29 protein-coding genes are annotated in these 26799 nt (G+C 69.8%); 20 read left to right on the top strand and 9 right to left on the bottom strand.

All coding sequences use genetic code 11. The annotated features are described in order from the left end of the window. Positions 1-12: 12 nt before the first annotated feature. Positions 13-1281, top strand: coding sequence for a lytic murein transglycosylase (locus tag P8934_RS14400; protein ID WP_278031666.1), 1269 nt, complete (start codon positions 13-15; stop codon positions 1279-1281). A gap of 15 nt (positions 1282-1296) precedes the next feature. Beyond that, the gene (locus P8934_RS14395; RefSeq protein WP_278031665.1) at positions 1297-1848 is read left to right on the top strand and encodes an ATP-dependent zinc protease; all 552 of its coding nucleotides are present in this window, start codon (positions 1297-1299) and stop codon (positions 1846-1848) included. A 21-nt stretch (positions 1849-1869) separates the two neighbouring features. Here the strand turns inward: P8934_RS14395 and P8934_RS14390 are convergent, their stop codons facing one another. Next, positions 1870-2583, bottom strand: a complete 714-nt coding sequence (locus P8934_RS14390) for a 16S rRNA (uracil(1498)-N(3))-methyltransferase (protein WP_278031664.1) — start codon at positions 2581-2583, stop codon at positions 1870-1872. A 112-nt stretch (positions 2584-2695) separates the two neighbouring features. Here P8934_RS14390 and phaR point away from each other — a divergent pair, with 112 nt between their 5' ends. The 6 genes from phaR (at position 2696) to coq7 (ending at position 6958) form a co-directional block, all read left to right on the top strand. After that, complete coding sequence (phaR, locus tag P8934_RS14385) at positions 2696-3160, top strand: polyhydroxyalkanoate synthesis repressor PhaR (RefSeq protein WP_278031663.1); 465 nt, start codon at positions 2696-2698, stop codon at positions 3158-3160. Between the two features lie 69 nt (positions 3161-3229). Next, positions 3230-4525: a phosphoribosylamine--glycine ligase gene (gene purD / locus P8934_RS14380; protein WP_278031662.1), complete on the top strand. Its 1296-nt coding sequence runs from the start codon at positions 3230-3232 to the stop codon at positions 4523-4525. A gap of 38 nt (positions 4526-4563) precedes the next feature. Further along, the gene (locus P8934_RS14375; protein WP_278031661.1) at positions 4564-4998 is read left to right on the top strand and encodes a thioesterase family protein; all 435 of its coding nucleotides are present in this window, start codon (positions 4564-4566) and stop codon (positions 4996-4998) included. After that, a complete protein-coding gene (locus P8934_RS14370; protein ID WP_133636428.1) occupies positions 4998-5870 on the top strand; it encodes a phosphoribulokinase in 873 nt (290 codons plus the stop codon). Before P8934_RS14375 ends, P8934_RS14370 begins: the two co-directional genes overlap by 1 nt. Positions 5871-5900: 30 nt before the next feature. Further along, positions 5901-6242, top strand: a complete 342-nt coding sequence (locus tag P8934_RS14365) for a histidine triad nucleotide-binding protein (RefSeq protein WP_278031660.1) — start codon at positions 5901-5903, stop codon at positions 6240-6242. A gap of 71 nt (positions 6243-6313) precedes the next feature. After that, positions 6314-6958 carry a 2-polyprenyl-3-methyl-6-methoxy-1,4-benzoquinone monooxygenase gene (gene coq7 / locus P8934_RS14360; protein ID WP_278031659.1) on the top strand — a complete coding sequence of 215 codons (645 nt, stop codon included), beginning with the start codon at positions 6314-6316 and terminating at the stop codon, positions 6956-6958. A gap of 152 nt (positions 6959-7110) precedes the next feature. Here the strand turns inward: coq7 and P8934_RS14355 are convergent, their stop codons facing one another. The 3 genes from P8934_RS14355 to P8934_RS14345 form a co-directional block, all read right to left on the bottom strand. Next, positions 7111-7530, bottom strand: coding sequence for an OsmC family protein (locus tag P8934_RS14355; RefSeq protein WP_133636430.1), 420 nt, complete (start codon positions 7528-7530; stop codon positions 7111-7113). 215 nt (positions 7531-7745) lie between these two features. Then, on the bottom strand, positions 7746-8408 hold the full coding sequence (murU, locus tag P8934_RS14350; protein ID WP_278031658.1) for an N-acetylmuramate alpha-1-phosphate uridylyltransferase MurU: 663 nt from the start codon (positions 8406-8408) through the stop codon (positions 7746-7748). Further along, positions 8405-9430, bottom strand: coding sequence for a phosphotransferase (locus tag P8934_RS14345; RefSeq protein ID WP_278031657.1), 1026 nt, complete (start codon positions 9428-9430; stop codon positions 8405-8407). The genes murU and P8934_RS14345 overlap by 4 nt, the downstream gene beginning before the upstream one ends. A 166-nt stretch (positions 9431-9596) precedes the next feature. On the opposite strand from P8934_RS14345, the gene P8934_RS14340 reads away from it, so the two are divergent. From P8934_RS14340 to P8934_RS14305, 8 genes are all read left to right on the top strand, one after another. Then, a complete protein-coding gene (locus P8934_RS14340; RefSeq protein ID WP_278031656.1) occupies positions 9597-12041 on the top strand; it encodes an LPS-assembly protein LptD in 2445 nt (814 codons plus the stop codon). Between the two features lie 32 nt (positions 12042-12073). Beyond that, positions 12074-12733: a SurA N-terminal domain-containing protein gene (locus P8934_RS14335; protein ID WP_278031655.1), complete on the top strand. Its 660-nt coding sequence runs from the start codon at positions 12074-12076 to the stop codon at positions 12731-12733. After that, entirely contained in the window at positions 12733-13776 is a 1044-nt protein-coding gene (gene pdxA, locus P8934_RS14330; RefSeq protein ID WP_278031654.1) for a 4-hydroxythreonine-4-phosphate dehydrogenase PdxA, read from the top strand. Before P8934_RS14335 ends, pdxA begins: the two co-directional genes overlap by 1 nt. A 248-nt stretch (positions 13777-14024) precedes the next feature. Beyond that, the gene (rsmA, locus tag P8934_RS14325; protein WP_278031653.1) at positions 14025-14843 is read left to right on the top strand and encodes a 16S rRNA (adenine(1518)-N(6)/adenine(1519)-N(6))-dimethyltransferase RsmA; all 819 of its coding nucleotides are present in this window, start codon (positions 14025-14027) and stop codon (positions 14841-14843) included. Then, complete coding sequence (gene apaG, locus P8934_RS14320) at positions 14840-15238, top strand: Co2+/Mg2+ efflux protein ApaG (RefSeq protein ID WP_278031652.1); 399 nt, start codon at positions 14840-14842, stop codon at positions 15236-15238. The genes rsmA and apaG overlap by 4 nt, the downstream gene beginning before the upstream one ends. A 43-nt stretch (positions 15239-15281) precedes the next feature. Continuing rightward, positions 15282-16106: a symmetrical bis(5'-nucleosyl)-tetraphosphatase gene (locus P8934_RS14315; protein WP_278031651.1), complete on the top strand. Its 825-nt coding sequence runs from the start codon at positions 15282-15284 to the stop codon at positions 16104-16106. Between the two features lie 31 nt (positions 16107-16137). After that, complete coding sequence (gene glpE / locus P8934_RS14310; RefSeq protein WP_278031650.1) at positions 16138-16461, top strand: thiosulfate sulfurtransferase GlpE; 324 nt, start codon at positions 16138-16140, stop codon at positions 16459-16461. 3 nt (positions 16462-16464) lie between these two features. Continuing rightward, complete coding sequence (locus P8934_RS14305; protein ID WP_278031649.1) at positions 16465-17625, top strand: polynucleotide adenylyltransferase; 1161 nt, start codon at positions 16465-16467, stop codon at positions 17623-17625. Positions 17626-17628: 3 nt separating this feature from the next. Here the strand turns inward: P8934_RS14305 and folK are convergent, their stop codons facing one another. Both folK and folB read right to left on the bottom strand, forming a co-directional pair. Continuing rightward, on the bottom strand, positions 17629-18147 hold the full coding sequence (gene folK, locus P8934_RS14300) for a 2-amino-4-hydroxy-6-hydroxymethyldihydropteridine diphosphokinase (RefSeq protein WP_278031648.1): 519 nt from the start codon (positions 18145-18147) through the stop codon (positions 17629-17631). Beyond that, positions 18147-18512 (bottom strand): dihydroneopterin aldolase, encoded by a 366-nt coding sequence (gene folB / locus P8934_RS14295; protein ID WP_278031647.1) that lies wholly within the window; start codon positions 18510-18512, stop codon positions 18147-18149. Before folB ends, folK begins: the two co-directional genes overlap by 1 nt. A 158-nt stretch (positions 18513-18670) precedes the next feature. On the opposite strand from folB, the gene plsY reads away from it, so the two are divergent. After that, positions 18671-19258 carry a glycerol-3-phosphate 1-O-acyltransferase PlsY gene (gene plsY / locus P8934_RS14290; RefSeq protein ID WP_278031646.1) on the top strand — a complete coding sequence of 196 codons (588 nt, stop codon included), beginning with the start codon at positions 18671-18673 and terminating at the stop codon, positions 19256-19258. 150 nt (positions 19259-19408) lie between these two features. Here plsY and tsaD read toward each other — a convergent pair whose 3' ends face one another. Further along, on the bottom strand, positions 19409-20437 hold the full coding sequence (tsaD, locus tag P8934_RS14285; RefSeq protein ID WP_278031645.1) for a tRNA (adenosine(37)-N6)-threonylcarbamoyltransferase complex transferase subunit TsaD: 1029 nt from the start codon (positions 20435-20437) through the stop codon (positions 19409-19411). Between the two features lie 280 nt (positions 20438-20717). Between tsaD and rpsU the strand changes: the two genes are divergently transcribed. From rpsU to rpoD, 3 genes are all read left to right on the top strand, one after another. Continuing rightward, entirely contained in the window at positions 20718-20933 is a 216-nt protein-coding gene (gene rpsU, locus P8934_RS14280) for a 30S ribosomal protein S21 (protein ID WP_013333229.1), read from the top strand. Between the two features lie 131 nt (positions 20934-21064). Further along, positions 21065-22885 (top strand): DNA primase, encoded by a 1821-nt coding sequence (dnaG, locus tag P8934_RS14275; RefSeq protein ID WP_278031644.1) that lies wholly within the window; start codon positions 21065-21067, stop codon positions 22883-22885. Between the two features lie 240 nt (positions 22886-23125). After that, entirely contained in the window at positions 23126-24967 is a 1842-nt protein-coding gene (rpoD, locus tag P8934_RS14270) for an RNA polymerase sigma factor RpoD (protein WP_278031643.1), read from the top strand. A gap of 93 nt (positions 24968-25060) precedes the next feature. On the opposite strand, the gene P8934_RS14265 is transcribed toward rpoD, so the two are convergent. Both P8934_RS14265 and P8934_RS14260 read right to left on the bottom strand, forming a co-directional pair. After that, positions 25061-25717 carry a hypothetical protein gene (locus tag P8934_RS14265; protein WP_278031642.1) on the bottom strand — a complete coding sequence of 219 codons (657 nt, stop codon included), beginning with the start codon at positions 25715-25717 and terminating at the stop codon, positions 25061-25063. 62 nt (positions 25718-25779) lie between these two features. Beyond that, positions 25780-26718, bottom strand: coding sequence for a LysR substrate-binding domain-containing protein (locus P8934_RS14260; RefSeq protein WP_278031641.1), 939 nt, complete (start codon positions 26716-26718; stop codon positions 25780-25782). Positions 26719-26799: the final 81 nt, after the last annotated feature.

Raw genomic sequence — 26799 nt, 5'->3', positions numbered from 1 at the left:
GCAGGAGCGACGATGAGACGGATGCTGACCACCCCCCTGCTGCTGGCGCTGCTGGCCGGCTGCCAGGCCGTGCCTCCCAGCGAGGCAAATGTGGCCCGCGAGCCGGAGTCCGGCGAGGCGACCGATGCCGTGGCCGAGGTGGAAGCCGGCGAGCCGGCGCCTGCGGCGGACTTCGCGAGCTGGCTGGCCGACTTCCGGCGCGAGGCGCGGGCAGAGGGCATCGGCGAGGCGACCCTGGCACGGGCCCTGGACGGCCTGCGCTATCGGCCGCGGGTGATCGAGCTCGACCGCTCCCAACCCGAGTTCGTGAGGCCGATCTGGCAGTACCTGGACAGTGCCGTCTCGGCGACCCGAGTGACCACGGGTCGGGAGCGACTGGCTGCCTATCGCGCCACGGCCCGGGAGATGGAGCGGCGCTATGGGGTGCCCGCCGAGGTGATCGTCGCCATCTGGGGTATCGAGAGCAACTACGGCGGCAACTTCGGCGACTTCTCGACCCTGGAGGCCCTGGCCACCCTGGCCTATGACGGACGCCGTCGCGACTTTGCCCGCGACGAGCTGCTCGCGGCGCTGCGCATCCTGGAGGCCGGGGATATCTCGCCAGAGCGCATGCAGGGCTCCTGGGCCGGTGCCATGGGACACACCCAGTTCATTCCCTCGAGCTTCGAGGCCTATGCCGTGGATGGCGACGGTGACGGGCGGCGTGACATCTGGGGCAGCATCCCGGACGTGATGGCCTCCACCGCCAACTACCTTGACCGGGCCGGGTGGCAGGCGGGGCAGCCCTGGGGCGTGGAGGTCCGTCTCCCCGAGGGTTTCGACTACGCAGAGACCGAGCTCGCCACCCGTCGCCCCGGCCGCGACTGGGCCGAACGCGGCGTGCGCAGCCTGGACGGGGAGCCGCTGCCCGACTTCGCGGCGGCGTCGGTGATCGTGCCCGGCGGGGCGGAGGGCCCGGCCTTCCTGGTGGGCCCCAACTTCCGCGCCATCCTGCGCTACAACAACGCCACCAGCTACGCCCTGGCGGTGGGCACCCTGGCCGACGAGATCGCCGGTCGCGAGGGGGTGGTGCAGGGCTGGCCCCGGGAGGAGCAGCCGCTGAGCCGCAGCCAGGTGCGCGAGATGCAGCGCCTGCTCAACCAGCGTGGCTTCGAGGTGGGCACGCCGGACGGCATCATGGGCCCCAACACCCGCCGGGGCCTGCGCGAGTTCCAGGTCGCCATCGGTACCACCCCGGATGGCTTCGCCACCCGCAACCTGCTTGAGCGCCTGAAGCGCTGAGCCCCGGAGGAGACCATGACCCTGACATCTTTCCGCCTGCCCCTGCTGGCCGCCCTGCTGCTGAGCGCTGCCTCACCGGCCATCGCCGACGATGAGGAGAACGTCTTCGGCTGGGTGGAGAAGGCGACCCTGGAACCCTGGGGCGTGGAGGTGAAGGCCAAGCTCGACAGCGGGGCCCTGACCTCGTCGCTGGACGCCCGCGATATCGAGACCTTCGAGAAGAATGGCGAGGAGTGGGTCCGCTTTCGCCTCAGGCTCGAGGACGAGGCCAGCGGCGAGACCTTCACCGAGCGCATGGAGCTGCCGCTCTATCGGGACCTCCGGGTGCGCGGGGCCGGTGGCCGCGACGAGCGGCCGGTGGTGCTGATGAACGTCTGCCTGGGCGATACCGTCTACGAGGAGCAGTTCGGCCTGCGCGATCGTGAGGAGATGAACTACCCGCTGCTGCTCGGGCGCCGCTCCATCGGCCACCTGGGGCTGCTCGACGTGCGCGAGACCTTCCTCAGCGAGCCCGACTGCGACGAGGATTCCCCGTTCGTCGCCCACGACCCGGAGGAGGACGACTAGGCCCTCTGCGAGGGCGCGCGGTCAGAAGAGCCGGGCGAGCAGGGCCGTCACCGCGGTCTCCACCCGCAGGATGCGCGGGCCCAGGTGGATGCCCTCGCAGCCTGCCGCGAGCAGCCGTTCCACTTCCCAGGGAATGAAGCCCCCCTCCGGCCCCACCAGCAGCAGCACGGGCTCGTCGAGGCCGCGGGGGCAGTCGCCCTGCATCCCGGGGTGGGCCACCAGGCCGCGGCGCTCGGCCAGCAGGCCCGGTAGCCGCTCCTCGACGAAGGGGCGAAAGCCCTTGGCCAGGACCACCTCCGGCAGCCGGGTGTCGCGGGCCTGCTCCAGGCCGAGCACCAGGTGGCGGTGGATCTTCTCCTCGCCGAGCTCTGGCGACTGCCAGTAGCTCTTCTCCACGCGGCGGGTGTTGAGCAGGGTGATGCGCTTCACGCCGAGCGCGGTGACGTGCTCCAGGGTGCGGGCCAGCATTCGCGGGCGGGGCAGGGCGAGCACCAGGTGCACCGGCAGCGCCGGCGGCGGTGCCTGGTCCAGGGCGGCGACGTCGAACAGGGCCTCGTCGTCGTCCAGTGCCAGCAGTTCCCCGCGCCCCAGGCGTCCCCCCTCGATGCCCAGTGTCAGGATGTCGCCGGGGCTCGCCCGGTGCACCTCGCGCAGGTGGGCCAGGCGCCGCGGGTCGCGGACCCGGGCCAGGCGGTCGTTCTCGATATCGTCGGGGGAGAGCAGGATCAGGTTCATGGGCCTCGCCGCGTTGGAGACGGAATGGTGGCTATGCCTTGCATGGTGGGTGTCGCGGTGCACAATAGCCGTACAGGGGCAACCGCCCCTTCGTATAACAAGGAGCAGCGCCGTGCGCGTGATTCGCAAGTATGCCAACCGCAGGCTCTATGATACCGAACAGAGCCGCTATGTGACCCTCGAGGACCTGCGCGGCCTGATCCTCGACGAGGTGCCCTTCCGCGTGGAGGATGCCAAGAGCGGCGAGGACCTGACCCGCACCATCCTGCTGTCGATCATCATCGAGCAGGAGCAGGCCGACGGTGATGCGCAGGTGTTCTCCAACGACCTGCTCGCCCAGTTCATCCGCGTCTATGACATGGCCCAGCCACTGCCCCTGTCCCGCTACCTGGAGCAGGGCACCAAGCTGATGCTCGAGCAGCAGAAGCGCGTGCAGGACCAGTGGCAGCAGGCCATGCGGCACTCGCCCATGGAGCTGATGCGGGAGCTGGCCGAGGAGAACATGAAGTTCTGGCAGAAGACCATCAACCAGGCCGGCAGCCCGGACGAGGACGACAAGGGCAGCAACAAGCCGTGAGCGGCGTCGAGGGCGAGTTTCTGACATAATGCCGCGACGTTTCTTGCATGGTTTGAGGTAGCACAGCGGATGAAGGTCCTGATCATCGGCGGCGGTGGCCGCGAACACGCCCTGGCCTGGAAGGTCGCCCAGTCTCCACGGGTGGAGACCGTCTTCGTCGCCCCCGGCAATGCCGGCACGGCCCGCGAGCCGGGCCTCGAGAATGTCGATATCGGCGTCTCGGACCTGGCGGGCCTGGTGGCCTTCGCCCGGGCGCAGGCGGTGGCGCTGACCATCGTCGGGCCCGAGGCGCCGCTGGTCGAGGGTGTGGTCGACCGCTTCCGCGAGGCGGGCCTGGCGATCTTCGGGCCGACGGCCGGCGCGGCCCGGCTCGAGGGCTCCAAGGCCTTCTCCAAGGACTTCCTGGCCCGCCACGCCATCCCCACCGCCGACTACCGCAGCTTCACCGCGGTCGAGCCGGCGCTCGCGTACCTCGAGGAGAAGGGGGTGCCCATCGTCATCAAGGCCGACGGCCTGGCCGCCGGCAAGGGGGTCATCGTGGCCATGACCCATGGCGAGGCGGAGGCCGCGATCCGTGACATGCTCGAGGCCAATGCCTTCGGTGATGCCGGGGCCCGGGTGGTGATCGAGGCGTTCCTCGAGGGCGAGGAGGCGAGCTTCATCGTCATGGTGGATGGCGAGACCATCCTGCCCATGGCCACCAGCCAGGACCACAAGCGGGTCGGCGACGGCGACACCGGCCCCAACACCGGCGGCATGGGCGCCTACTCCCCGGCGCCGGTGGTCACCGACGAGGTCTTCGAGCGCATCATGGCGCGGGTCATCCGGCCCACGGTGCGCGGCATGGCCGAGGAGGGACACCCCTACACCGGCTTCCTCTATGCCGGCCTGATGATTGACGCCGACGGCAACCCCAGGGTCATCGAGTACAACTGCCGCTTCGGCGACCCCGAGACCCAGCCGATCATGCTGCGCCTGGCCTCCGACCTCGCCGAGCTGTGCCTGGCCGGGGCCCGCGGCGAGCTGGCCGGCCGTACCTGCGACTGGGACCCACGGGCCGCGGTGGGCGTGGTGCTGGCCGCCGGGGGCTACCCGGGCAGCTACCGCAAGGGGGATGCCATCCAGGGGTTGGAGGCCGCCGAGGCCACCGGCTGCAAGGTGTTCCATGCCGGCACCGCCGAGGATGCGCAGGGCCGGGTGGTCACCGCCGGGGGCCGGGTGCTGTGCGTCACCGCCCTGGGCGACGGCGTCGGGGCGGCACGCGACCTGGCCTACCGGGGGGTGGCCGAGATCGCCTGGCCCGACGTGCTCTTCCGCCGCGACATCGCCCACCGGGCCATCGCCCGGGAGCGCAATGACGCCTGACGGCGTGCGGACCCGCCACAACGAGAGCAGGAGCGAGGATGGAGCGTGTCAGACTGAGCTTTCCCGCGGATGACGTGGTGCACCGTCATCCGCTGACGGTGCGCATCACCGACATGAACTATGGTCGCCATCTGGGCCACGATGCGCTGGTGTCGCTGCTGCACGAGGCCCGCGTGGCGGCCCTCGCGTCGCGGGACCTTCGCGAGTGGGACCTCGGCGGCTATCCCTGCGTGGCGGCGGATCTCGCCGTGCAGTACCAGGCCGAGACGCGCTGGCCGGATGCCCTGGTGGTGGAGACGGCCATCCCCGCGCCGGGACGCAAGGCGATCGGCGTCTACCATCGCATCCTGCGCGAGGCGGATGGCGCGACGGTGGCCACGGCGCGCATCAACCTGATGCTGGTCGACCCGCAGAGCGGTCGTCCGGTGGCCATCCCCGCCGGCGTGCGGGAAGCCCTGGCAGGAGCGAGCTGATGTCCCGGGAGTATCCGATCATCGCCCTGACCGGCTCCTCCGGTGCCGGGACCACCACGGTGAAGCGCACCTTCGAGCGCATGTTCGCCCGGGAGGCCGTGCATGCCGCCTTCGTCGACGGCGATGCCTTCCACCGCTACACCCGCCAGGAGCTGGCGCGGCTCCTCCTCGACGAGCCCGAGCGCAAGGACGAGCTTTCCCACTTCGCCGTGGAGGCCAACCTGCTCGACCGGCTCGAGGCGCTGTTCCAGGAGTACGGCGAGCACGGCAACGGCACCTACCGCCACTATATCCATGCCGAAGACAAGCAGATGATCGAGGCCGGCTACCAGGTCGGCACCTTCACCGAATGGCAGCCGCTGCCCTGCGGCACGGACCTGCTGTTCTACGAGGGGCTGCACGGGGGGCTGGTCACCGCCGAGCTCGACATCGCCCGCCACGTCGACCTGCTGGTGGGGGTGGCGCCGACCATGAACCTCGAGTGGATCCAGAAGATCGATCGCGACATGCGTCATCGCGGCTACTCCCAGGAGGCGGTGATCGATACCATCCTGGGGCGCATGGATGACTACGTGCGCTACATCCAGCCGCAGTTCTCGCGCACCCATATCAACTTCCAGCGGGTGCCCACGGTGGATACCTCCAACCCCTTCGAGGTCCAGGACATCCCCACCGACGCCGAGTCCTTCGTGGTGATCCGCTTCCGCGACCCGGCCACGGTGGACTTCCCCTACCTGCTGGCGATGATCCAGGATGCCTTCATGAGCCGGCCGCACACCCTGGTGGTGCCGGGGTCGCGACTGTCGCTGGCCATGGAGCTGATCCTGGGGCCGCTGGTCCGCCACCTGCTCGCCCAGCGGCGCTTCCGCTGACCCGAGACCCGACCGAGAGGAACGACCCCCATGGATTGCCTGTTCTGCAAGATCATCGAGCGCGAGATTCCCGCCGACATCGTCTACGAGGACGATGCGGTGCTGGCCTTCAACGACATCAATCCCCAGGCGCCCACCCACATGCTGATCGTGCCCAAGCAGCATATCGCCACCCTCAACGACATCGAGGAGGGCGACCTGTCGCTGGTCGGCCGGCTGCAGTACACCGCGGCGAAGCTGGCGACGGAGAAGGGCTTTGCCGAGGAGGGCTACCGGGTGGTGATGAACTGCAATGACCAGGGTGGCCAGACCGTCTATCATATCCACATGCACCTGATGGGCGGTCGTCGCTTCACTTGGCCGGCTGGCTAGCTGGCGCTCTGCGGCTCGCGCCGCGCGCGACAGGCGTACGACGCATCAGGTGCATTCTCGAGAGACCCGCCATGACCCGTTCCCTTTCCCGCACCGACAACCTGATCCACCAAGTCGATACCGTGCTGAGGACCCTGGTCCCCCATGCCGCCGCCCCCTCGCGGCCGTCGCCGGCGACCGCGGAGATCCACGACGAGCCGCTGAGCGACGAGGAGCGGCGGCACGCCGCCGGGCTGATGCGCATCAACCACACCGGCGAGGTGTGTGCCCAGGCCCTCTACCAGGGCCAGGGGTTCACTGCCAAGCTGCCGGAGGTGCGCGACCAGATGGAGCAGGCCGCCCAGGAGGAGATCGACCACCTGGCCTGGTGCGATGCCCGTCTGCAGGAACTGCATGACCGCCCCAGCCTGCTCAACCCGCTGTTCTACGTGGCCTCCTTCGGCCTCGGCGCCACGGCCGGCGCCGTGGGTGACCGGATCAGCCTGGGCTTCGTGGCCGCCACCGAGGAGCAGGTGGGCCACCATCTGGAGGAGCACCTGGTCAAGCTACCCCCGGGGGACCAGCGCTCCCGGGCGGTGCTGCGCCAGATGGCCATCGACGAGGCCCACCACGCCCAACTGGCCCTGGAGGCCGGTGGCGCCCGCTTCCCTGCACCGGTCAAGCTGGGCATGAAGCTGATGTCGAAGGTGATGACCAAGAGCGTCTATCGTCTCTGAGCGACCCGGAGAAATCCGCGGCTGACCTGGCGACAGGCCTACGAGGGGGCGCTGTGAACCCATCCCTGGGCGCTACCGATGCCATCCCTGGCATAGGACCCCCTCTACGGCCTGTCCCCAGCGCCGCTTGCGGTTGACGTCGTCTTCCGGCGCTACTCCTCGACGATGGTGAAGGAGTGGGTGATCTCGACCCCGCCCTTGACCAGCATGATGGAGGCGCTGCAGTACTTCTCGGCCGAGAGCTCCACGGCTCGGGCCACCTGCTTCTCCTTCAGGCCCTTGCCGCTGACGGTGAAGTGCACGTGGATCCTGGTGAAGACGCTGGGGACCTCGTCGGCGCGCTCGGCCTCGAGGCTGGCCACGCAGTCGGTGACGTCGGCGCGGGCCTTGTCGAGGATATTGAGGACATCGAAGGAGGTGCAGCCGCCCATGCCCATCAGCAGCAGCTCCATGGGCCGCGGGCCGGTGTTGCGTCCGCCGTGGTCGGGCGGGCCGTCGATCACCACGCTGTGGCCGCTGCCGCTCTCGGCAACGAATTGACGCCCATCGGTCCATTTCACGCTGGCTTTCATGATAAGGGCTCCTTTTCAATTGTCGGCCAAAGGGCGCCAGCATACAGGGGTATCGTGGCTGTCCATAGCGAGAGGCGCCGGGGACAGGACGTAGAGGGGGTCCGAGGACCAGGGATGGCCGAGGTAGCGTACACGGACGTATTTACAGCGCCCCCTCGGAGACCTGTCGCCGGAATAGCCTCGAGCGATCCTGCCACCTGCGAACAGCCTACAGTTCATCCCCACAGGCGCCGGTCGAGGTCGGCCAGCCGTTCCGGCGTGCCCACATCGACCCAGGCGCCACGGTGGTGGTGGCCGCCGACGCGCCCCTCGGCCATGGCGCGCCGCAGCAGCGGCGCCAGGGCGAAGGCGCCGGGTGGCTCGTGGGCCACCAGCGCCGGGTCGAGCAGGCTGATGCCGGTGAAGGTGAGTCGTGGCTCGCCCTCGGCATGCACCCGGCCATCGGCGTCCAGGTGGAAGTCGCCCTGCGGATGGTGGTCGGGGTTGTCCACCAGCACCAGCCGGGCCAGGTCGTCGCCCAGAGCGGGCAGCTCTGCCGTGTCCAGCTCGCACCAGACATCGCCGTTGACCAGCAGGAAGGGGGCCTCGCCTAGCAGGGGCAGCGCCTGGCGGATGCCGCCACCGGTCTCCAGCGGTGCCGCTTCCCGGCTCCAGGCGATGCGCACCCCGAAGGCGGCGCCGTCTCCCAGCGCCGCGACGATCTGCTCCGCGCGGTAACTGACGTTGATGACCACCTCGCGGATGCCGCCCGCGCGCAGGCGCTCGAGGTGGTGGACGATCAGTGGCTTGCCGCCCACCTCGAGCAGCGGCTTGGGGCAGTGGTCGGTGAGCGGGCGCATGCGGGTGCCGAGCCCCGCGGCCAGGATCATCGCCCTCATGCGCCGGCCTCCAGGCGTGCCGCCAGTGCCGGGCGGAAGGTGTCGGCGAGCCAGGTCTTCAGGCCCGCGTGGCCGGGCAGGTCGTCGAGGCTGTCTTCCAGGTGCCCGAGGAAGTGCGGCAGTCGCTCCAGGTAGCCCTCGCGGGCGTCGCGCAGGGTCAGCCGGCAGAAGATGCCCAGCACCTTGAGCGCCCGTTGGGCGGCCATCGCCTGAGCCCGGCGGTGGAAGGTCGCGGGGTCGACATCGGCGGGGAGCCGGCCGTCGGCGATGGCACGCACCCGGAAGGCCTCCACCCAGGCGGCGAAGCGGGCCGGGGGGAAGCGACAGTAGCGGCCGCGCAGCAGCGAGATCAGGTCGTAGCTGAGCGGGCCGGCCACGGCGTCCTGGAAGTCGATCAGGTGCAGGGCCTCGTCCTGCACCATCAGGTTCATGGCGTCGAAGTCGCGATGCACCGCGACCACCGGCTGGGCCAGGGCCTCGGCGATCAGGGTCTCGCGCAGTGCCCCCCAGCCCGGCGGCGTGGCCATGCCGAGCCACTCCCCCAGGCACCAGTCGGGGAAGAGGTCGAGCTCGCGGCCCAGGAGGGCGGCGTCATAGGCGGGCAGTCCCTCCAAGGGGGCGCGATTCTGCAACGCGTGGATCAGCTCGAGGGCGCGCTCGTGCCAGGCCAGGGTGGCGGGGGCGTCGTCGCCCTGGAAGCACTCTTGCAGCGGCGTGTCGCCCAGGTCATCGAGCTCGATGAAGCCCCGTGCCAGGTCCACGCCATGCAGGGCCGGCACCGGCAGGCCGGCCGAGCGCCATTGCTCGGCGATGGCCACGAAGGGGCGGCTGTCCTCACGGTCGGGTGGGGCATCCATCAGCATGCGCGTGGTGCCGTCGGGCAGCTGCAGGCGGAAGTAGCGCCGGAAGCTGGCGTCGCCGGCCGCGAGCCGCACTGCGATGGCGGACGCCGGGAGCGCGTGGCGGCGGGCGGCCCACTGGCGCAGGCGTTCCGTGCGCGTGGGGTCGGTGGCCTCTGGCATCGTCGTCTGGCTCCTTGTATGAGAAGGCGGGTGCGGTTGACGGCCCCCGGGAGGCCCCGCATGCTGAGTTTCCGGCCGCGCCGGCAATGGCTGGGCCCATGCCGGCAGGACAGGCCGGATGCGGCCTGTATAATACCGATTCACCCCGCCAAGGACATCGTGGAGCATGGGCAAGCGACTCTCGTGGACATGGACGGCCCTGGCAGGCCTGGCCTGCACCGGCCTGGCGAACGGGCCCCTGGTGGCGGCGCCGCCCGAGCCGCTGCCGGCCGACCAGCTGGACTGGCAGCCCTGGGGCGAGGCGCGCCCGGCCAACGCGCTGTGTCGCGGCCGCTACGTGATGCCGGACTACCGGCTGCCGCCGCCCCCCGGCGAGAAGGTCGCCAGCGAGTCCGACAGCGCCGACTACGGGGAGGCGGGTGAGACGATCCTCGGTGGCGAGGTGCTGCTGCGTCGCGGCAGTGCCCAGCTCGAGGCGCCGCGGGTGCGCGTGCCCGGCAGCCGCGAGACCGCCTATGCCGAGGGGCCCCTGGCGCTGCGCGATACTGGCCTGCTGGTGCGTGGCGAGGCGGCGGAGCTCTCGCTGAACAGCGATGCCGCCCGTATCGACAGCGCCCACTACGTGGCCCACGAGCAGCGCCTGCGCGGCGATGCGGTGCGCCTGGCGCGCCTCGAGGATGGCCGCTATCGCCTCACCGAGGCGAGTTTCACCACCTGCGAGCCGGGCAGCGATCTCTGGCGCCTGGTGGGTAATGACATCCTGCTCGACCGCGAGCGCGGCGTCGGCACCGCGACCCATGCCCGGCTGGAGATGGGCAAGGTGCCGGTCTTCTACTGGCCCTGGGTGCGCTTCCCCCTCGACGAGCGCCGCCAGAGCGGTTTCCTGTGGCCGATGATCGGGCTCTCCACCGATTCGCTCGACTATGCCCAGCCCTACTACTGGAACATTGCCCCCAACCATGACGCCACGCTCACGCCGCGCTGGATCAGCGACCGCGGCCTGCTGCTGGGCGGCGAGTACCGCTACCTGTTCCGGCAGGACGCGGGACAGATCGAGGGGGCCTACATCGCCGATGACCGCGCCGCGGGAGACGAGGCCTCCGACGCCTCCGCGCTGGAGAACGGCGATGCCCGCTGGTACCTCGACTATCGCCATGCGGGCCGCTTCGATGCCCGCACCCGCTATCGGCTGCGCTACGGGGCGGCCAGCGACGGGCGCTACTTCGACGACTTCGGGCGCGGCTTCGGCGATGGCGATACCGGCAGCATGCCGCGGCTCGCCCAGCTGGACCACCGTGGCGACGTCTGGCAGCTGCAGGCCAGGGCCCAGGGCTACCAGAAGCTCGACGACCCGCTGCTCGAGCGCGACAAGCCCTTCTACCGGCTCCCCAGCCTGACCGCCAATGCCCGCTGGAGCCAGGAGAGCGGCTTCTACCAGCAGTGGCGCTCCAATGCCACCCACTTCTGGCGGGACGTGGACGAGACGAAGGTACCCATTCGCGAGGCGGCCAACGGGACCCGGCTGCACCTCTCGCCGGCCACCGGCTGGCGCTGGGACGAGAGCTGGGGCCATCTCGAGCCGCGCCTCGAGTGGCTCGCCACCGCCTACCAGCTCGACTACGGCGAGCGCGAGACCGAGCGCGACGAGGGCCTCACCCGCAGCGTGCCGGTCGCCACCTTCGACGGCGGCCTGGTATTCGAGCGGGAGCTGGACCTCGCCGGCCGCGGCTACCGCCAGACCCTGGAGCCGCGCGTCAACTACGCCTATGTGCCGGCGCGGGACCAGACCGAGTTCCCGGACTTCGACACCGCCGAACAGGCCTTCTCCTGGAACCAGCTCTGGTCACCCTACCGCTTCTCCGGGAGCGACCGGGTGGGCGACCTCAACCGCGTCTCCCTGGGGCTCGAGTCGCGGCTGCTGGCCGATGCCAGCGGGCGCGAGCGGCTCTCGGCAGGGGTCGGGCAGGCCTACTACCTGGAGGATCGCACCATCGACATGGCGGGCGACCCGGATACCCTGCCGGATCCCGACACCCGTCCCACGGACTACTATCGGGCGACGCGCGAGCGCTCGCCGCTGGTCACCCGGGTCGACTGGCGCTTTACCGATCACTGGCGCTCGCGCTGGCAGTGGCTCTACGACGACCATCGCGAGCAGACCGAGAGCACCTCGCTGGCGCTGCAGTACCGCGCCGATGCCGGCCACGTGGTGAACTTCGGCTACCGCTGGCAACTCGAAGGCTTCGACCCGTCCCTGGAGGACGAGGACGTGGTCAACTACAACCGCGAGGAGTTCGACCTCTCGTTCGCCTGGAGGGCCAGCCGCCGCCTGGACTTGATCGGCCGGCTGCTCTACGACAACACCAACGACCGCGCCCTGGAGCAGCTGGCGGGTGTCCAGTGGAACGACTGCTGCTATGGTCTGCAGCTGGTCTGGCGCGAGTGGATCGACGACAACGACACCGCCAACACCATCGAGGATGACCTCACCGATCGGGGGGTCTTCCTGCGCTTCGTGTTCAAGGGACTGGGCGGCGTCGGCGGCGAGGCCGACAGCTACTTCGAGGAGGCGGTCCCGGGGTATCGGGCCACTGCCCTCGGCCGGCCCTGAGACATTCGACAATGACGAGAGGAAAGAGAGACATGCGCAGTCGACGTATCGCCACCCTGGCGTTGGCCCTGTGCCTGGCCGCCCTGCCCCTGGCGGGGCAGGCGCAGGAAGTCGGTTCTCCGGATTCCCGGCCCCAGGGTCGTCAGGCGCTGGATCGTATCGTGGCGGTGGTCAACGATGGCGCCATCATGCAGAGCGAGCTCGAGGCGCGCGTCGCCCAGACACGCAGCCAGATCGCCCGCCAGGAGCAGGGGGCGCCGCCCGACGAGGTCCTGCGCCGTCAGGTGCTTGACCGCATGATCGTCGAGGAGATCCAGCTGCAGATGGCCCGTGACGCCAACCTGAGCGTCGACGACACCGAGCTCAACGGCCAGGTGCGGGCCATCGCCGAGAACAATGGCATGACGCTGGACCAGTTCGCCGATGCCCTCGAGGCCGACGGCCTCTCGCTGGCCGTGGTCCGGGACCAGGTCCGCCGCGAGCTGATGATGCGCCAGCTGCAGCAGCGCCAGGTCGCCAGCCGCGTCAACATCTCCGAGCGCGAGGTGGACCGCTTCGTGGAGCAGCAGGGCGCCAGCCGCGAGCAGGCCCGCCAGGCCCTGTTCCAGCGCAAGGTCAATGCCGAGATGGAGGAGTGGATCCAGGAGATTCGCAGTCGCGCCTTCGTCGACAACCGCCTCGGGGAGCGTTGATGGTCCCGGGCGATGCGCCGGTGCTGGCCCTGACCTGCGGCGAGCCGGCGGGCATCGGGCCGGAGCTGGCGGTGATGCTGGCGGCCGACGGGGTGCCCGCCGCCCGGCTGGTGGCGGTGGGGGACCCGGCCCTGCTGGACGAGCGTGCCGCCATGCTCGGCTGCCGGGTGGACATCCGGCGGCTCGCCCCCGGCGAGCCCCCGCCGGCGCCGCGGCGCGGGGTGTTGCCGGTTTGGCCCGTGGCGCTGCGGGCTCCCTCGCACCCCGGCCGGCTCGACCCGGCCAACGCCGGCCATGTGCTCGAGACCCTGAACGTGGCGATCGACGCCTGCCGCTCCGGCCGGGCCGCCGGCATGGTCACGGCCCCGTTGCACAAGGGCGTGATCCTCGATGCCGGCCATGTCGGCTTCACCGGCCACACCGAGTACCTGCGCGATGCCTGCGGGGTGCAGGAGGTGGTGATGATGCTCGCCACCGACAGCGCCCTGCATGCCCGCGAGGCGGGCTGGCGGGGCGAGACGGCCCTTAGGGTGGCGCTGGCCACCACGCACCTGCCGCTGCGCGAGGTGGCCGACGCCATCACCGTGCCTCGGCTCGAGCGCCTGCTGCGCATCCTCCACGCCGACCTGCAGCGCTGGTTCGGCATCACGGCGCCGCGCATCGCCGTCTGCGGGCTCAACCCCCACGCCGGGGAGGGCGGCCACCTGGGCCGCGAGGAGCTGGACGTGATCATTCCGGCCCTGGAGGGCCTGCGGGCCGAGGGGCTGGCCCTTGACGGCCCCTTGCCCGCCGATACCCTGTTCACCCCGCGCCACCTCGAGGGCGTGGATGCGGTGCTGGCCATGTATCATGACCAGGGGCTTCCGGTGCTCAAGTATGCCGGCTTCGGCCGCGCCGCCAACATTACCCTGGGGCTGCCGCTGGTGCGCACCTCGGTGGACCACGGCACGGCCCTCGACCTGGCCGGCACGGGGCACGCCGATCTCGGCAGCCTGCGGGTCGCGGTGGCCCTGGCCGCCGAGATGGCCGGCCGCGGGGTATAGCCGATCTGGAGGAGCGCCGGGGACAGGCTGAAGAGCAGGTCCTGCGCCATGGGTGAGGAGCACTGCTCCGAACGGGCTGGCCATGGATGGCCAGCACCGGACCTGCAAGCGGCGCAGGATGCGAGAGCGCCGCAGGGCGTCGGTAGCGTACAGGGATGACTTCACAGCGCCTGCTCGTAAGCCTGTCGCCGGAAAAGCTCCGTGCACGGAAATAGCTCAAGACCCTAGCGATAGAAGGACACCCCTTAATGGCATCCCGCTCCCCGGTTCACCGGGCCCGCAAGCGCTTCGGCCAGAACTTCCTGCGCGACCCCGGCGTCATCTCGCGCATCGTGCGGGCCATCGGGCCCCGCCCCGGCGACCGGCTGGTGGAGATCGGTCCGGGCCAGGGGGCCCTGACCGAACCGCTGCTCGAGGCGGCCGGCGGCCATCTCGAGGTGATCGAGCTCGACCGGGACCTGATTCCCGGCCTGCGCGTGCAGTTCTTTGACAAGCCCGGCTTCATCATCCACGAGGGCGACGCCCTGAAGGTGGACTTCCGGACCCTGAGAGGCGACGGGGCGGCGCTGCGAGTGGTGGGCAACCTGCCCTACAATATCTCCACGCCGCTGATCGTCCATCTGCTGGAAGCCGGCGATGCCGTGGCCGACATGCACTTCATGCTGCAGAAGGAGGTGGTGGAGCGCCTGGCCGCCGTCCCGGGCGGCCCCGACTGGGGGCGCCTCTCGGTGATGGCCCAGTACCACTGCCGGGTCGATGCGCTGTTCACGGTGCCACCGGAGGCCTTCGTGCCGCGCCCCAGGGTGGAGTCGGCCATCGTGCGCCTCACTCCCCACCACGCCCTGCCGCATCCGGCCCGTGACGAGGGACTGCTCTTCACCCTGGTGCGCGAGGCCTTCGGCCAGCGGCGCAAGACCCTGCGCAACAACCTCAAGGGCCGCATCGACGCCGAGACCCTCGAGTCACTGGAGATCGATCCGGGACGGCGGCCTCAGACGCTCAGCGTCGAGGAGTTCGTGCGCATCGCCAACCACCTGGCCGCGGCCGGGCAAGGAGAGGCCCCATGACCCTGACCACCCCGGAAGGGCTCGACCATGCCATCCGCGTTGACGTGGCGCCGGATTTCCGCATCGAGGAGTCTGCGCCCGACGAGCAGCGCTTCGTCTTCAGCTACACCGTCACGGTGCACAACACCTCACGGCACAGCGTGCAGCTGCTCGCCCGCTACTGGAAGATCACCCAGGGCAGCGGCAAGGTGCAGGAGGTGCGCGGCAAGGGCGTGGTGGGCCAGCAGCCGATGATCGGCCCCGGCCAGACCTTCCGCTACACCAGCCGGGCGATCCTCGACGGCCCGGTGGGGGTGATGGAGGGCGCCTATACCTGCGTCGACACCGCCAGCCAGCGCCCCTTCGAGGTGGCCGTCGCCCCCTTCCGGCTGGCCGGGCCCAACCAGGTGCACTGACCTCACCGAATCGACCCTATCTTACCGACCCCGGGGAGCCGCGATGACCACCTATGCCATCGGCGATCTGCAGGGCTGTCACGACGAGTTCGTCGCCCTGCTCGAACAGCTCGACTTCGACCCGCGCCGCGACCGCCTGTGGCTGGCCGGCGACCTGGTCAACCGTGGCCCCGGCTCGCTTGCCTGCCTGCGTGAGGTAATGGCGCTGGGCGAATCCGCCACCACGGTGCTCGGCAACCACGACCTGCACCTGCTGGCGGTGGCCCGCGGCGGTGCCCGGGAGAACCGCAAGGACACCCTATCGGCGATCCTTTCCGCCCCGGACCGTGAGCGCCTGCTCGACTGGCTGCAGTCGCGCCCGCTGCTGGTGCGCCGGGGCTCCGAGGTGCAAGGCGATACCGTCATGACCCACGCCGGCCTGCTGCCGCAGTGGTCGGTCGAGCAGGCCGCCGCGCTCGCTGGCGAGGCGCAGTCGCGCCTCGCCAGCGAACGGGCCGGGGCCTTCCTCGAGCAGATGTACGGCAACGCGCCGGCCTGCTGGCGCGACGACCTCGACGGCATCGACCGCCTGCGGATGATCATCAATGTTTTCACCCGCATGCGCTTCATCGATGCCGCGGGGTGTCTCGACTTCGCCGCCAAGGAGGGCCTCGACAGCGCCCCGGCGGACTTCGCCCCCTGGTTCCAGTTTCCCCGGGACGACGACCCCTGGCTGCTGTTCGGCCACTGGGCCGCGCTGCAGGGCGAGACGCCGGCCAGCCGGGTGCGCGCCGAGGCGCTGGACACCGGCTGCGTGTGGGGCAGCCGCCTGACCGCCCTCGACCTCGAGAGCGGCAGGCGTACCAGCGTGCCGAGCCGCCAAGGCTGAGTTCCCCTTTTTCCCCGAACACGAGGCTGCCATGACGACCTTCCAGCATCTCGACATCCCGACCCTGGCCGGTTGGCTCGAGGGCGACCAGGCCCTCACCCTGGTCGATATCCGCGACCCGCAGAGCTTCGCCCAGGGGCATATCCCCGGGAGCCGCCGCCTGGACAACGACACGGTGGGCGCCTTCATCGAGGAGGCGGTGCGCGAGCGGCCCCTGGTGGTGGTCTGCTACCACGGCCACTCCAGCCAGCAGGCGGCGGCCTGGCTGGCCGGCCAGGGCTTCGCCGAGGTCTACAGCCTCGATGGCGGCTTCACCGACTGGCAGCTTCGCCACCCCGGCCGGGTGGAGCGCTGAACCATGGCCGAGGCCGAGGATCCGCACCTGCAGGGGCTCGAGGTCTACCGGGTCGGTGGGGCTGTGCGCGACGCCCGGCTCGGCTGGCCGGTCAAGGACACCGACTGGGTGGTGGTGGGGGCCACCCCGGCGGAGATGCGCCGGCGCGGCTTCAAGCCGGTGGGGCGCGACTTCCCGGTCTTCCTGCATCCCGAGAGCCACGAGGAGTTCGCCCTGGCGCGCACCGAGCGCAAGTCCGGCCACGGCTACACCGGCTTCGTGGTCCATGCCAGCCCCGAGGTGACCCTGGAGGAGGACCTGGCGCGCCGCGACCTGACCATCAATGCCATGGCCGAGACCCCGGAAGGCGCGCTGGTGGACCCCCACGGCGGGCTGGCCGACCTGGAGGCGCGCCGGTTGCGCCACGTCTCGCCGGCCTTCGTCGAGGACCCGCTGCGGGTGCTGCGCACGGCGCGCTTCCTCGCCCGCTATGCCGGCCTGGGCTTCGTCATCGCCGAGGAGACGCGGCGGCTGATGCGCGAGCTGGTGGCGAGCGGCGAGCTGGCCCATCTGGTGGCCGAGCGCGTCTGGACCGAGACCGAGAAGGCGCTCTCCGAGCCCTGGCCGGAGGTCTACTTCCAGGTCCTGCACGACTGCGGTGCCCTGGCGGTGCTGATGCCGGAGCTGGCGGCCGATGCGGAGAGCCTCGATGAGGCACTCGGGCGTCTGCACCGCTTGCCGGAGGACATCGAGGCCGAGTCGCAGGCCCGCTGGCGCTGGGCGCGGCTGGTGGAGCACCTGGACGACGAGGACCGCGCCGCCCTGGCCGAGCGGCTTCGCCTGCCCCGCGCCCACCGCGAGCTGGCCAGCCAGGCGGCCCGGACCCGCCGCCTGCTGGCTCGGGTGGCGCGACACGGCCTGGATGGCGCCCGGGTGATGGCCTGGCTCGATGGCATCGACGCCTGGCGCCGCGGCGACCGGGTCGCGCCGTTGATCAGCCTGGTGAGCCTGGAGGCCCCGGCGCTGGCCGCCGACCTGGCCCTGGCCTGGCGCCTGGCCCGGCAGGTCCTGCCCAAGGCGCTGGTGGCCGAAGGCTACCGGGGGCGCGAACTGGGCGAGGAGCTGGCGCGGCGGCGCTGGGAGGCCATCGATGGCGCGCTCGCCGGTCCCGAGGGGAGGGCCTGAGGCTCACTCCGGTGTAGAGATATGCCGGCCCTGCCAGACGAACGCCACTGGCCAGAGGCGCTGTTGGCCGGCCTCGAACTCGCCCCAGTGGGCGCGATAGCACCTGCCGGTGATCGGGTGGCAGGCCTCGGGCAGCAGCTCCGCCAGCGGCTTCAGCACGAAGGCGTGGTGGAGGATCTCGTCGCGGGGCAGCTCGACGTCATCGTGGCGGCCGGTCAGGTCACCCACGGTGAGCAGGTCGATATCCAGGGTCCGGGGGCTGAACTTGGGAACGCCCTTGCGGCGGCCGTTGGCGAACTCCAGCCGCTTGCACCAGGCCTGCAGCTCGCCCACCGGGCGGTCGCTGTCGAAGGCCACCACCAGGTTGTAGAAGTTGCGACCATCCTCGAAGCCCACCGGCTCGCTCTCGAAGACCCGCGAGATGGCAAGCGGGCCGAAGGTCGCGGCCAGGGCATCCAGGCAGACGCGCACATGGTGCTCGCGCTCGATGTTGCTGCCGATGCTGACGGTGATCCGGGCCATCAGGCGCCTCCCGTCCGCTGGCCGCGCTCGATGCAGACGCCCACCGCGGCGGCGGCGGGTACGGCACCGGGCTTGCGCACGGTGAGGCGCAGCCAGGGAATGCCGAATTCGTCGCGAAGGGTCTCGGCCAGACGCTCGGCGAAGGTCTCGACCAGGGCGAAGTCATGCTCGCCGGCGAAGGCGGCGATGCGCTCGCTGATGGCGGCGTAGTTGAGGGTCAGGGCGATATCGTCGCCGGCCGCCGCGGGGCGGATGTCGGTGCCCAGCGTCAGGTCGAGCCGCAGCGTCTGGGTGATGGTGCGCTCCCAGTCATAGACGCCGATCACGGTATCCACCTCGAGCGCTTCGATCAGCACAAGATCCATCGGGGCTCCCCGGGCCATGGGTAGTCGTGGACCGGGCGATGCGCCGGGTCCGCCTGCAGGCGCTCGATTGTACGCCAGCCGGGCCTCGGGCGACACCGGCCTGTCCCGCATCGCCCATGGCTGGCAGAATCGGGGTTTCACCCCACAGGAGGCCGCCCGTGGAGGCGCCACTCGACCTCATCCTGCCGCTGATGGCGACCGGCTACCTGAGCGGCACCTGGCTCGGTGCGCTGACGGTGTGCCGCCTGGCGGGGGTGGGGGACCCGCGGCTGGTCGGTTCCTGCAATCCGGGGTTCTCCAATGTCCTGCGCCTGCATGGCTATCGCCTGGCCCTGGCCACCCTGGTGGTGGACGTGGCCAAGGGGATGCCGGTGCTGTGGCTGGCCATGTGGCTCGGCCTGCCGCCCTGGGGGCTGGGGCTGGTGGGGCTCGGCGTGCTGCTGGGCCACAGCTACCCGGCCTGGCATCGCTTCCGGGGCGGCAAGGGCGTGGCCAGCGCCTTCGGCGTGATGCTGGTGCTCACGCCCTGGGTGGCGCTCTGCTGCGCCGCGCTATGGATGCTGCTGGCCTGGCGGGTGCGCACCGCCGCCATCGCCTCCCTGGCCAGTGCCGCCATGGCGCCACTGGCCAGCCTGTGGCTGGCGCCGGAGTTCGCCGGCGTGGTGATCGTCTTCACGCTGCTGGTACTGGGGCGCCATGTGCTCAATATCCGACGCCTGGGGCGCGGCGACGAGCCGCCTCTCTAAGCTGAAAGCTTGAAGAGCGTCGCTTCGCGCCTGGACGCGGGAAGAAAACCCTTCGCCCAAGCGCCCAAGGGGCGGGATCATGCTGCCTTCCAGCTTCCAGCTTCCAGCTTCCAGCTTCCAGCTTCCAGCTTCCAGCTTCCAGCTTCCAGCTTAAGGCTCCCTTAGGGTATCCATCGGCCAGCGCGGCACCGCCTTCATGATGCCGGTCTCGTCATGTTCGCCGGCCAGCAGCCGCTGGGCGCCGACATACGCGATCATGGCCCCGTTGTCGGTGCAGAAACGCCCGCGCGGATAGTAGGCCCGGGCGTCGCGCTTGGCGCACTCCCGCTCCAGGCGTTCGCGCAACCGCACATTGGCGCTCACGCCGCCGGCCACCACCAGCCGCTTGAGGCCGGTCGCGTCCAGCGCGCGGCGGCACTTGATCACCAGGGTATCGACCACCGCCTCCTCGAAGGCGCGGGCCACGTCGGCGCGGGCCTGGTCGTCGAGGTTTCCGGCCTGCTCGAGCTGGCGGATGGCGGTCAGGGTGTGGGTCTTGAGCCCCGAGAAGCTGAAGTCGAGCCCTGGGCGGTCGGTCATCGGCCGCGGGAAGCGAAAGCGGCCCGGGTCGCCGGCCTCGGCCAGCTTCGCGACCTGGGGGCCGCCGGGGTAGTCGAGGCCCAGCATCTTGGCCGCCTTGTCGAAGGCCTCGCCGGCGGCGTCGTCCACCGACTCGCCGAGCAGGCGATACTGGCCCAGGCCACGCACCTCGACCAGCTGGGTATGTCCCCCGGAGACCAGCAGGGCGACGAAGGGGAAGTCGGGGGGGGAATCCTCCAGCATGGGGGCCAGCAGGTGGCCCTCCATGTGGTGGACGCCGAGCACCGGGATCTCCAGCGCCCGGGCCATGCCGTGGGCGGTGGCGGCCCCCACCATCAACGCGCCCACCAGGCCGGGGCCGGCGGTGTAGGCGATGGCGTCGAGTTCGCTGCGCGCCAGGCCGGCCTCGTCCAGCACCTGCTGGATGAGCGGCAGCAGTCGTCGCGTGTGGTCGCGAGAGGCGAGCTCCGGGACCACGCCGCCGTACTCGGCGTGCATGGCGATCTGGCTGTAGAGGGCGTCGGCCACGAGGCCGCGCCCGGTGTCGAAGAGGGCGACGCCGGTCTCGTCGCAGGAGGTCTCGATGCCCAGTACGCGCATGATGATGGCTCGGTATTGCGTGGAAGGCGGCATTCTACGCCTTTTGCCACGCAGGCGCAGTGCGGACGCAGTGCGGAAACGATTTGCACGCGTTCGATGTGACGACTAGAATACTGTCCGCTGCAAGACTGGGTCGTGCACCCAGGAGCGGCCTTCCGCTTGACACGCATCGTTCCGGTTCGCCTGGCGATTCCGGCGTTCGTTGCGTGATGGCGAGTGGGGCCCTCACAAGGTGTGCGTACAAACCGAACTCAAGTTACCCAAGGTAGGTGAGTGCTTAATGCCTTCTGTCAAAGTACGTGATAACGAGCCGTTTGACGTCGCGCTGCGTCGCTTCAAGCGTTCCTGTGAAAAAGCCGGTGTTCTCTCGGAAGTGCGTCGTCGCGAGCAGTACGAGAAGCCGACCGCAGAGCGCAAGCGCAAGGCGGCCGCTGCCGTCAAGCGCCATGCCAAGAAGCTTCAGCGTGAGCGCAAGCGTTTCGAACGGCTCTATTGATCCGTACTGGAGTCGGTAGGGGCATCCGGCCCCTGTCGTCTCAAGAGGGACGCCAAGCGGCCGCCTAACGGTGGCCGCTTGTTTTTCGTCGCCTCTCCCGTTCCCCCTCCCGTCTCTCGCAGGGTGCCCGAATGGCCGGTCAGATTCCCCAGCGCTTCATCGATGACCTCCTGGCCCGCGTCGATGTGGTCGAGGTGGTCGGCGAGCGCGTGACGCTGAAGAAGGCCGGGCGCAACCATTCGGGCCTCTGCCCCTTCCATCAGGAGAAGTCGCCCTCGTTCACCGTCAGCGCCGACAAGCAGTTCTATCACTGCTTCGGCTGCGGTGCCCACGGCAATGCCCTGCGCTTCCTGATGGAGTATGACAATCTGCGCTTCCCCGAGGCGGTGGAGCAGCTTGCCGCGCGCCTGGGCATGGAGGTGCCGCGTGAAGGCGCCGACGACCCGCGCGCCCAGGCCCGCGAGCGCAAGCGCAAGGAGGGGGTCAACCTGCTGGAGCTCTCGGCCAGCTACTACCGCGAGCGGCTGAAGATGCCCGAAGGGGAGGGCGCGCGGCGCTACCTGGCCGAGCGCGGGCTGTCGCCGGAGGTCCAGCAGGCCTTCGCCATCGGCTATGCCCCGGCGGGCTGGGAGGCGCTCAAGCGCCACCTCTCTGAACGCGGCATCAGTGAGGCGGTGCAGATCGAATATGGCCTGCTGGTGCATCGTGAGGAGAGCGGACGGACCTATGACCGCTTCCGCGACCGGGTGATGTTCCCGATCCGCGATATCCGTGGGCGTACCATTGCCTTCGGCGGGCGGGTGCTGGGCGACGCCAAGCCCAAGTACCTCAACTCGCCCGAGACGCCGGTGTTCCACAAGGGGCGCGAGCTCTACGGCCTCTTCGAGGCTCGGCAGGCCAACTCGCGGCTCGAGCGGCTGGTGATCGTCGAGGGCTACATGGACGTGGTGGCGCTGGCCCAGTTCGGCATCCGCAACGCCGTGGCCACCCTCGGCACTTCCACCAGCGAGGAGCACCTGGGGCGGCTGTTCCGGATGGTCGGCGAGGTGGTGTTCTGCTTCGACGGCGACCGGGCCGGTCGCCAGGCCGCTGCCCGGGCGCTGCAGACGGTACTGCCGCAGATGATCGACGGGCGCCAGGCGCGCTTCATGTTCCTGCCCGAGGGGGAGGATCCCGACAGCCTGGTGCGTCGGGAGGGGCCGGAGGCCTTCGAGGGTCGCATCACCTGCGCCAGCCCGCTGTCGGAATTCCTCTTCGATCACGCCGCCGAGGGGCGCGACCTGGCGACGATCGAGGCGCGCGAGCGCTTCGCCAGCCAGGTGCTCTCGGCGATCGGCAAGCTGCCGGAGGGGGTGCTCAAGTCGCTGTTGCTGACGGAGCTCTCGCGGCGCACCGGTGTCGACCAGTCGCGCTTCGAGGCGCTGGTCACGCCCCGTGAGGCACCGGAGGCCGAGCCGCCTCTTGCCGCGGAGCCCGGACACGACGAGGCGCCCCGGCCCGGTTCGCCGCGAGGGGGCGGCGCGGCAGGCGGGGCGCTGAGCCTGATGGGGCGTGTGCTGCAGCTGCTGGTCCACGAGCCGCGGCTGGTGGAGCGCCTGCCCGAGGAGAGCGACTGGTACCCCGGGGAGGACCCGGAGGCCCGACTGTGCCACGAGGTGGAGCGGCTGCTGCGGGCGGGACGTTATCGCAGCGCCCAGGTGCTGCTGGCACACTTCCACGGCACCCCGGAGGGCGAGCGGCTCGCCGAGCTGGCGCGCCGCGAGCTGCTTATCCCGCCGGGGGCGCGAGCCGCCGAACTGGACGGGCTGGTCGAGCACTTCCGGCGACATCGTCTCAGGCCATCGCATCAGGAGGAAGTCGACGCCCTGCTGTCAAAGCAGCAACGGGGAGAGCGGCTGTCGCAGGAAGAGCGCCAGCGCCTGATGGGGTTGCTCACCGAGCTCAAGGGGTGAGGCAAGGCCCCGCCCCGCGGAAGGAAATTGGCGGCGGGGTTGAATTTCCTCCTACTATCACCACATAGAAGGCAGTGCCCGTCAACGGCGCAACCTGACAACCTAACACACCTGAATGACCGCGCAAATACACCGAACTGGCAGAAAGGTGGTTTCACCCGCTATACTGTTCGGCTTATCGAGTTTTCACCGCCTCAGTGCTTCAGGTGCTTCATTCTTCTTCGTCGAGATAGGGTTTCTATGGCTGGAAATGCGCAGCAGCAGTCACGTCTGAAGGAGTTGATCGCGCGCGGCAAGGAACAGGGCTTCCTGACCTATGCCGAGGTCAACGACCACCTTCCCGAGGATATCGCCGACCCGGATCAGGTGGAAGACATCATCGGCATGATCAACGACATGGGCATCAGTGTCGTCGAGGAAGCCCCCGATGAAGACACTCTGATGATGTCGGATCATTCCACGGACGAGTCGGCGGCCGAGGAAGCCGTTGCCGCCCTCGCCGCCGTGGAGAGCGACGTCGGCCGCACCACCGACCCCGTGCGCATGTACATGCGCGAGATGGGGACGGTGGAGCTGCTGACCCGCGAGGGCGAGATCGAGATCGCCAAGCGGATCGAGGAGGGCACCCGCGAGGTGATGTCGGCGCTGGCCTACCTGCCCGGTGCCGTGGACTCCATCCTCGAGGCCTATGATGCCACCCAGGACGAGGAGGCGCCCGGCCGTCTCTCCGATCTCTTCTCCGGCTTCATCGATCCCGACGAGGGTATCCCCGGCGTGGCCGAGGCGGAGGTGCCCGAGGAGGAACCCCGCGACGAGGCCGAGGGCGATGCCGACGACGAGGACGCCGAGGCCGAGGAGGAGACCACCGGCGGCCCCGATCCCGAGGAGGCCCGGGCCCGCTTCGAGCAGATCCGCGAGCAGAACGCCGCGGCGCAGGCCGCCATCGAGGCCCATGGCCGCGGCTCGAAGGAGGCCCAGGAGGAGCTGGCACGTCTCGCCCAGCTGTTCTCGCCGATCAAGCTGGTGCCCAAGCACTTCGAGCGCCTGGTGGGGCAGGTGCGCATCAGTGTCGAGCAGGTGCGCGCCCAGGAAAAGGCGATCATGCAGCTGTGCGTGAAGAAGGCCAAGGTGCCGCGCAAGACCTTCATCAAGGCCTTCCCGGGCAGCGAGTCGAACCCCGAGTGGCTCGACGAGTTCAGTGCCGCCAACGCGAAGTACGCGGCACGCCTCGAGCCGCTGCGCGGCGACATCCAGCGTGCCCAGCGCAAGATCGCCTTCGAGGAGGAGATGATCCAGCTGCCGGTGACCGAGATCAAGGAGGTCAACCGTCGCCTCTCCATCGGCGAAGCCAAGGCGCGCCGGGCCAAGAAGGAGATGGTCGAGGCCAACCTGCGCCTGGTGATCTCCATCGCCAAGAAGTACACCAACCGCGGCCTGCAGTTCCTGGACCTGATCCAGGAGGGCAACATCGGCCTGATGAAGGCAGTGGACAAGTTCGAGTACCGTCGTGGCTACAAGTTCTCCACCTATGCCACCTGGTGGATCCGTCAGGCGATCACCCGCTCGATCGCCGACCAGGCGCGCACCATCCGCATCCCGGTGCACATGATCGAGACCATCAACAAGCTCAATCGTGTCTCGCGCCAGATGCTGCAGGAGATGGGCCGCGAGCCGACCCCGGAAGAGCTCGGCGAGCGCCTCGAGATGCCCGAAGACAAGGTGCGCAAGGTGCTCAAGATCGCCAAGGAGCCGATCTCCATGGAGACGCCCATCGGCGACGACGACGACTCGCACCTGGGCGACTTCATCGAGGACGGCACCATCCTGCTGCCGATCGACTCGGCGACCGGCGAGGGGCTGATCGAGGCGACCCGCAATGTGCTCGGCGGTCTCACCGCCCGCGAGGCCAAGGTGCTGCGCATGCGCTTCGGCATCGACATGAACACCGACCATACCCTCGAGGAGGTCGGCAAGCAGTTCGACGTCACCCGCGAGCGGATCCGCCAGATCGAGGCCAAGGCGCTACGCAAGCTGCGCCACCCCAGCCGCTCCGAGCCGCTGCGCTCCTTCCTCGACGAGTAGTTGTCGGGAAGGACGGGAAGGGCATCATGCCCGCCCCAACCACAAGCCCCGCAGGCGATGCCTGCGGGGCTTGTTGCGTTGTTCGGGGGTACGTCAGGCGGTACGACGCGCCAGGGCCCAGCGGCGGGCCAGCAGGGCCAGTTCGATCATGGCGATAAGGATCAGCGCATAGCCGAAGAGTTCCACCACCTCCTCGGTGGCATCCTTGAAGGTGCGCGCATAGTCCTCGCGCAGGATCGCCTGCCACATCTCGCTGCGCCCATAGAGTCGCGAGAAGACATAGGTGGTCAGGAAGCCGGCGGCGAACAGGCCGAAGGAGAGGCTGTTGGCATAGCCCGCGAACTGTGCCGCGAATTCGTGGCGGTGGCGGATCACGCCGTAGAGGCTCGGCAGGATGATCAGCGCCACCAGCAGCTGCCAGGCGCCGTCGAAGACGCGGGCATCCAGCAGGGCATCCTGCTCGCGCACCAGGGAACTGGCCACGAAGGCAAGCAGCAGCAGGCTTACCTGCGGCAGCTCGCGCAGCCCGAGCCTCACATAGAGCAGCAGCAGCGTCGCGAGCGCCAGCAGACCGCTCTGGGCCAGCTCGGTGAAGCCTCGTTCCGAGAAGCGGGTCTCGGGCAGGTAGAGCGCCTCGTAGTAGACGCCCTGTATGATGCCGGCAACCAGCAGGATATAGAGGCTGGCCCTCAGGCAGGTGGCGGCGAAGCCGATCGGCATGGGGCGGTCGGGGGGCAGGCGGGGAAGCATCGTGAATCCATTCAGGCAGGTCATCCAGGGGGGCCTATTCTACCGCCACGTCCCCGGCATGCCTACTCGGCCGGCAGGCCTGCCGGCGCGGCGCGGCGTGCCTCCTCGACGATCCAGTCGTGCACCGCGGCCACCCGGCGGTCGTCCAGGGCGCCCGGGGCATGCACGATGCCGTAGCGCATGCCGGTGGGCACCCGCTGCGCGAAGGGGGCGATCAGCGCGCCGCTCTCCAGCTCGCCGCGGATCAGGGTCTGGCGGGCGATGGCGACCCCCATGCCGGCGATGGCCGCCTCCATGGTCAGATGGTTGCGGTTGAAGGTATAGCCCCGCCGCAGGTTGAGGGGCGGGGCCTCGATGGCCTCCAGGTAGCGCTCCCATTCGGCATGCTCGTGACTGCCGCGCCAGGCGGTGACGTCGTGGAGCAGCGGGTACCAGGCCAGGTCGGCGGGGTGGCGAAGGGGCGGGCGGCCCCGCAGCAGGGCCGGGGCGCAGACCGGGAAGATGTGCTCCTCCATCAGCGGCGTGATCGAGAGCCCCGGTGCCTGGCCGTCGTTGAGGTCGAGGGCCAGGTCGAAGTCACCGTCGCGCAGCGAGAGGCTGCTGTCCTCGGCCCTGACATGCAGCTCGATGTCGGGAAAGCGCGCCTGCAGCCGGGGCAGGCGCGGCATCAGCCACTTGTGCAGGAAGGAGGGCACCGAGCGCAGGCGGATCACCCCGCTCATCACCCCGCTGCGCAGTCGCCGCACCTCGAGGCCCACGGCCTGGTAGGCGTCGTCCACCACCGCGGCCAGCCGCCGTCCCTCCTCGGTCAGCTCCAGCCGCCGGGGCAGGCGGCGGAACAGCTTGAAGCCCAGGCGCTCCTCCAGTTGCTTGATCTGCTGGCTCACCGCGCCGGTGGTGACATGCAGCTCCTCCGCCGCCCGGGTGAAGGAGAGGTGGCGAGCGCTGATGGCGAAGACCTTCAGCCAGGCATGGGTCTGGGCGTGCAGGAGTCGGCTCATGGTTTAGCTGGACTATACTGTGGGCGAGATATTATGGCTTGTTGCCGGGAAGGTGCCGCACCAGCATAGAGACAACGTCAA

Source organism: Halomonas sp. CKK8 (assembly GCF_029625235.1).
Lineage (GTDB): Bacteria > Pseudomonadota > Gammaproteobacteria > Pseudomonadales > Halomonadaceae > Halomonas > Halomonas ventosae.
The sequence above is the reverse complement of the archived record's forward strand: the minus strand, read 5'-3'. Positions and strand labels throughout refer to the sequence as shown.

Excerpts from the sequence above, each read along its gene's own strand:
- P8934_RS14400 (WP_278031666.1), top strand. The coding sequence starts at position 13 with ATGAGACGGATGCTGACCACCCCCCTGCTGCTGGCGCTGCTGGCCGGC.
- P8934_RS14260 (WP_278031641.1), bottom strand. The coding sequence starts at position 26,718 with ATGAGCCGACTCCTGCACGCCCAGACCCATGCCTGGCTGAAGGTCTTC.
- rpsU (WP_013333229.1), top strand. The coding sequence starts at position 20,718 with ATGCCTTCTGTCAAAGTACGTGATAACGAGCCGTTTGACGTCGCGCTG.
- purD (WP_278031662.1), top strand. The coding sequence starts at position 3,230 with ATGAAGGTCCTGATCATCGGCGGCGGTGGCCGCGAACACGCCCTGGCC.
- dnaG (WP_278031644.1), top strand. The coding sequence starts at position 21,065 with ATGGCCGGTCAGATTCCCCAGCGCTTCATCGATGACCTCCTGGCCCGC.
- P8934_RS14315 (WP_278031651.1), top strand. The coding sequence starts at position 15,282 with ATGACCACCTATGCCATCGGCGATCTGCAGGGCTGTCACGACGAGTTC.
- P8934_RS14370 (WP_133636428.1), top strand. The coding sequence starts at position 4,998 with ATGTCCCGGGAGTATCCGATCATCGCCCTGACCGGCTCCTCCGGTGCC.
- rpoD (WP_278031643.1), top strand. The coding sequence starts at position 23,126 with ATGGCTGGAAATGCGCAGCAGCAGTCACGTCTGAAGGAGTTGATCGCG.
- folK (WP_278031648.1), bottom strand. The coding sequence starts at position 18,147 with ATGGCCCGGATCACCGTCAGCATCGGCAGCAACATCGAGCGCGAGCAC.
- apaG (WP_278031652.1), top strand. The coding sequence starts at position 14,840 with ATGACCCTGACCACCCCGGAAGGGCTCGACCATGCCATCCGCGTTGAC.
- glpE (WP_278031650.1), top strand. The coding sequence starts at position 16,138 with ATGACGACCTTCCAGCATCTCGACATCCCGACCCTGGCCGGTTGGCTC.
- folB (WP_278031647.1), bottom strand. The coding sequence starts at position 18,512 with ATGGATCTTGTGCTGATCGAAGCGCTCGAGGTGGATACCGTGATCGGC.
- P8934_RS14375 (WP_278031661.1), top strand. The coding sequence starts at position 4,564 with ATGGAGCGTGTCAGACTGAGCTTTCCCGCGGATGACGTGGTGCACCGT.
- pdxA (WP_278031654.1), top strand. The coding sequence starts at position 12,733 with ATGGTCCCGGGCGATGCGCCGGTGCTGGCCCTGACCTGCGGCGAGCCG.
- murU (WP_278031658.1), bottom strand. The coding sequence starts at position 8,408 with ATGAGGGCGATGATCCTGGCCGCGGGGCTCGGCACCCGCATGCGCCCG.
- P8934_RS14305 (WP_278031649.1), top strand. The coding sequence starts at position 16,465 with ATGGCCGAGGCCGAGGATCCGCACCTGCAGGGGCTCGAGGTCTACCGG.
- P8934_RS14355 (WP_133636430.1), bottom strand. The coding sequence starts at position 7,530 with ATGAAAGCCAGCGTGAAATGGACCGATGGGCGTCAATTCGTTGCCGAG.
- P8934_RS14365 (WP_278031660.1), top strand. The coding sequence starts at position 5,901 with ATGGATTGCCTGTTCTGCAAGATCATCGAGCGCGAGATTCCCGCCGAC.
- P8934_RS14340 (WP_278031656.1), top strand. The coding sequence starts at position 9,597 with ATGGGCAAGCGACTCTCGTGGACATGGACGGCCCTGGCAGGCCTGGCC.
- P8934_RS14345 (WP_278031657.1), bottom strand. The coding sequence starts at position 9,430 with ATGCCAGAGGCCACCGACCCCACGCGCACGGAACGCCTGCGCCAGTGG.
- P8934_RS14265 (WP_278031642.1), bottom strand. The coding sequence starts at position 25,717 with ATGCTTCCCCGCCTGCCCCCCGACCGCCCCATGCCGATCGGCTTCGCC.
- rsmA (WP_278031653.1), top strand. The coding sequence starts at position 14,025 with ATGGCATCCCGCTCCCCGGTTCACCGGGCCCGCAAGCGCTTCGGCCAG.
- coq7 (WP_278031659.1), top strand. The coding sequence starts at position 6,314 with ATGACCCGTTCCCTTTCCCGCACCGACAACCTGATCCACCAAGTCGAT.
- P8934_RS14390 (WP_278031664.1), bottom strand. The coding sequence starts at position 2,583 with ATGAACCTGATCCTGCTCTCCCCCGACGATATCGAGAACGACCGCCTG.
- tsaD (WP_278031645.1), bottom strand. The coding sequence starts at position 20,437 with ATGCGCGTACTGGGCATCGAGACCTCCTGCGACGAGACCGGCGTCGCC.
- P8934_RS14335 (WP_278031655.1), top strand. The coding sequence starts at position 12,074 with ATGCGCAGTCGACGTATCGCCACCCTGGCGTTGGCCCTGTGCCTGGCC.
- P8934_RS14395 (WP_278031665.1), top strand. The coding sequence starts at position 1,297 with ATGACCCTGACATCTTTCCGCCTGCCCCTGCTGGCCGCCCTGCTGCTG.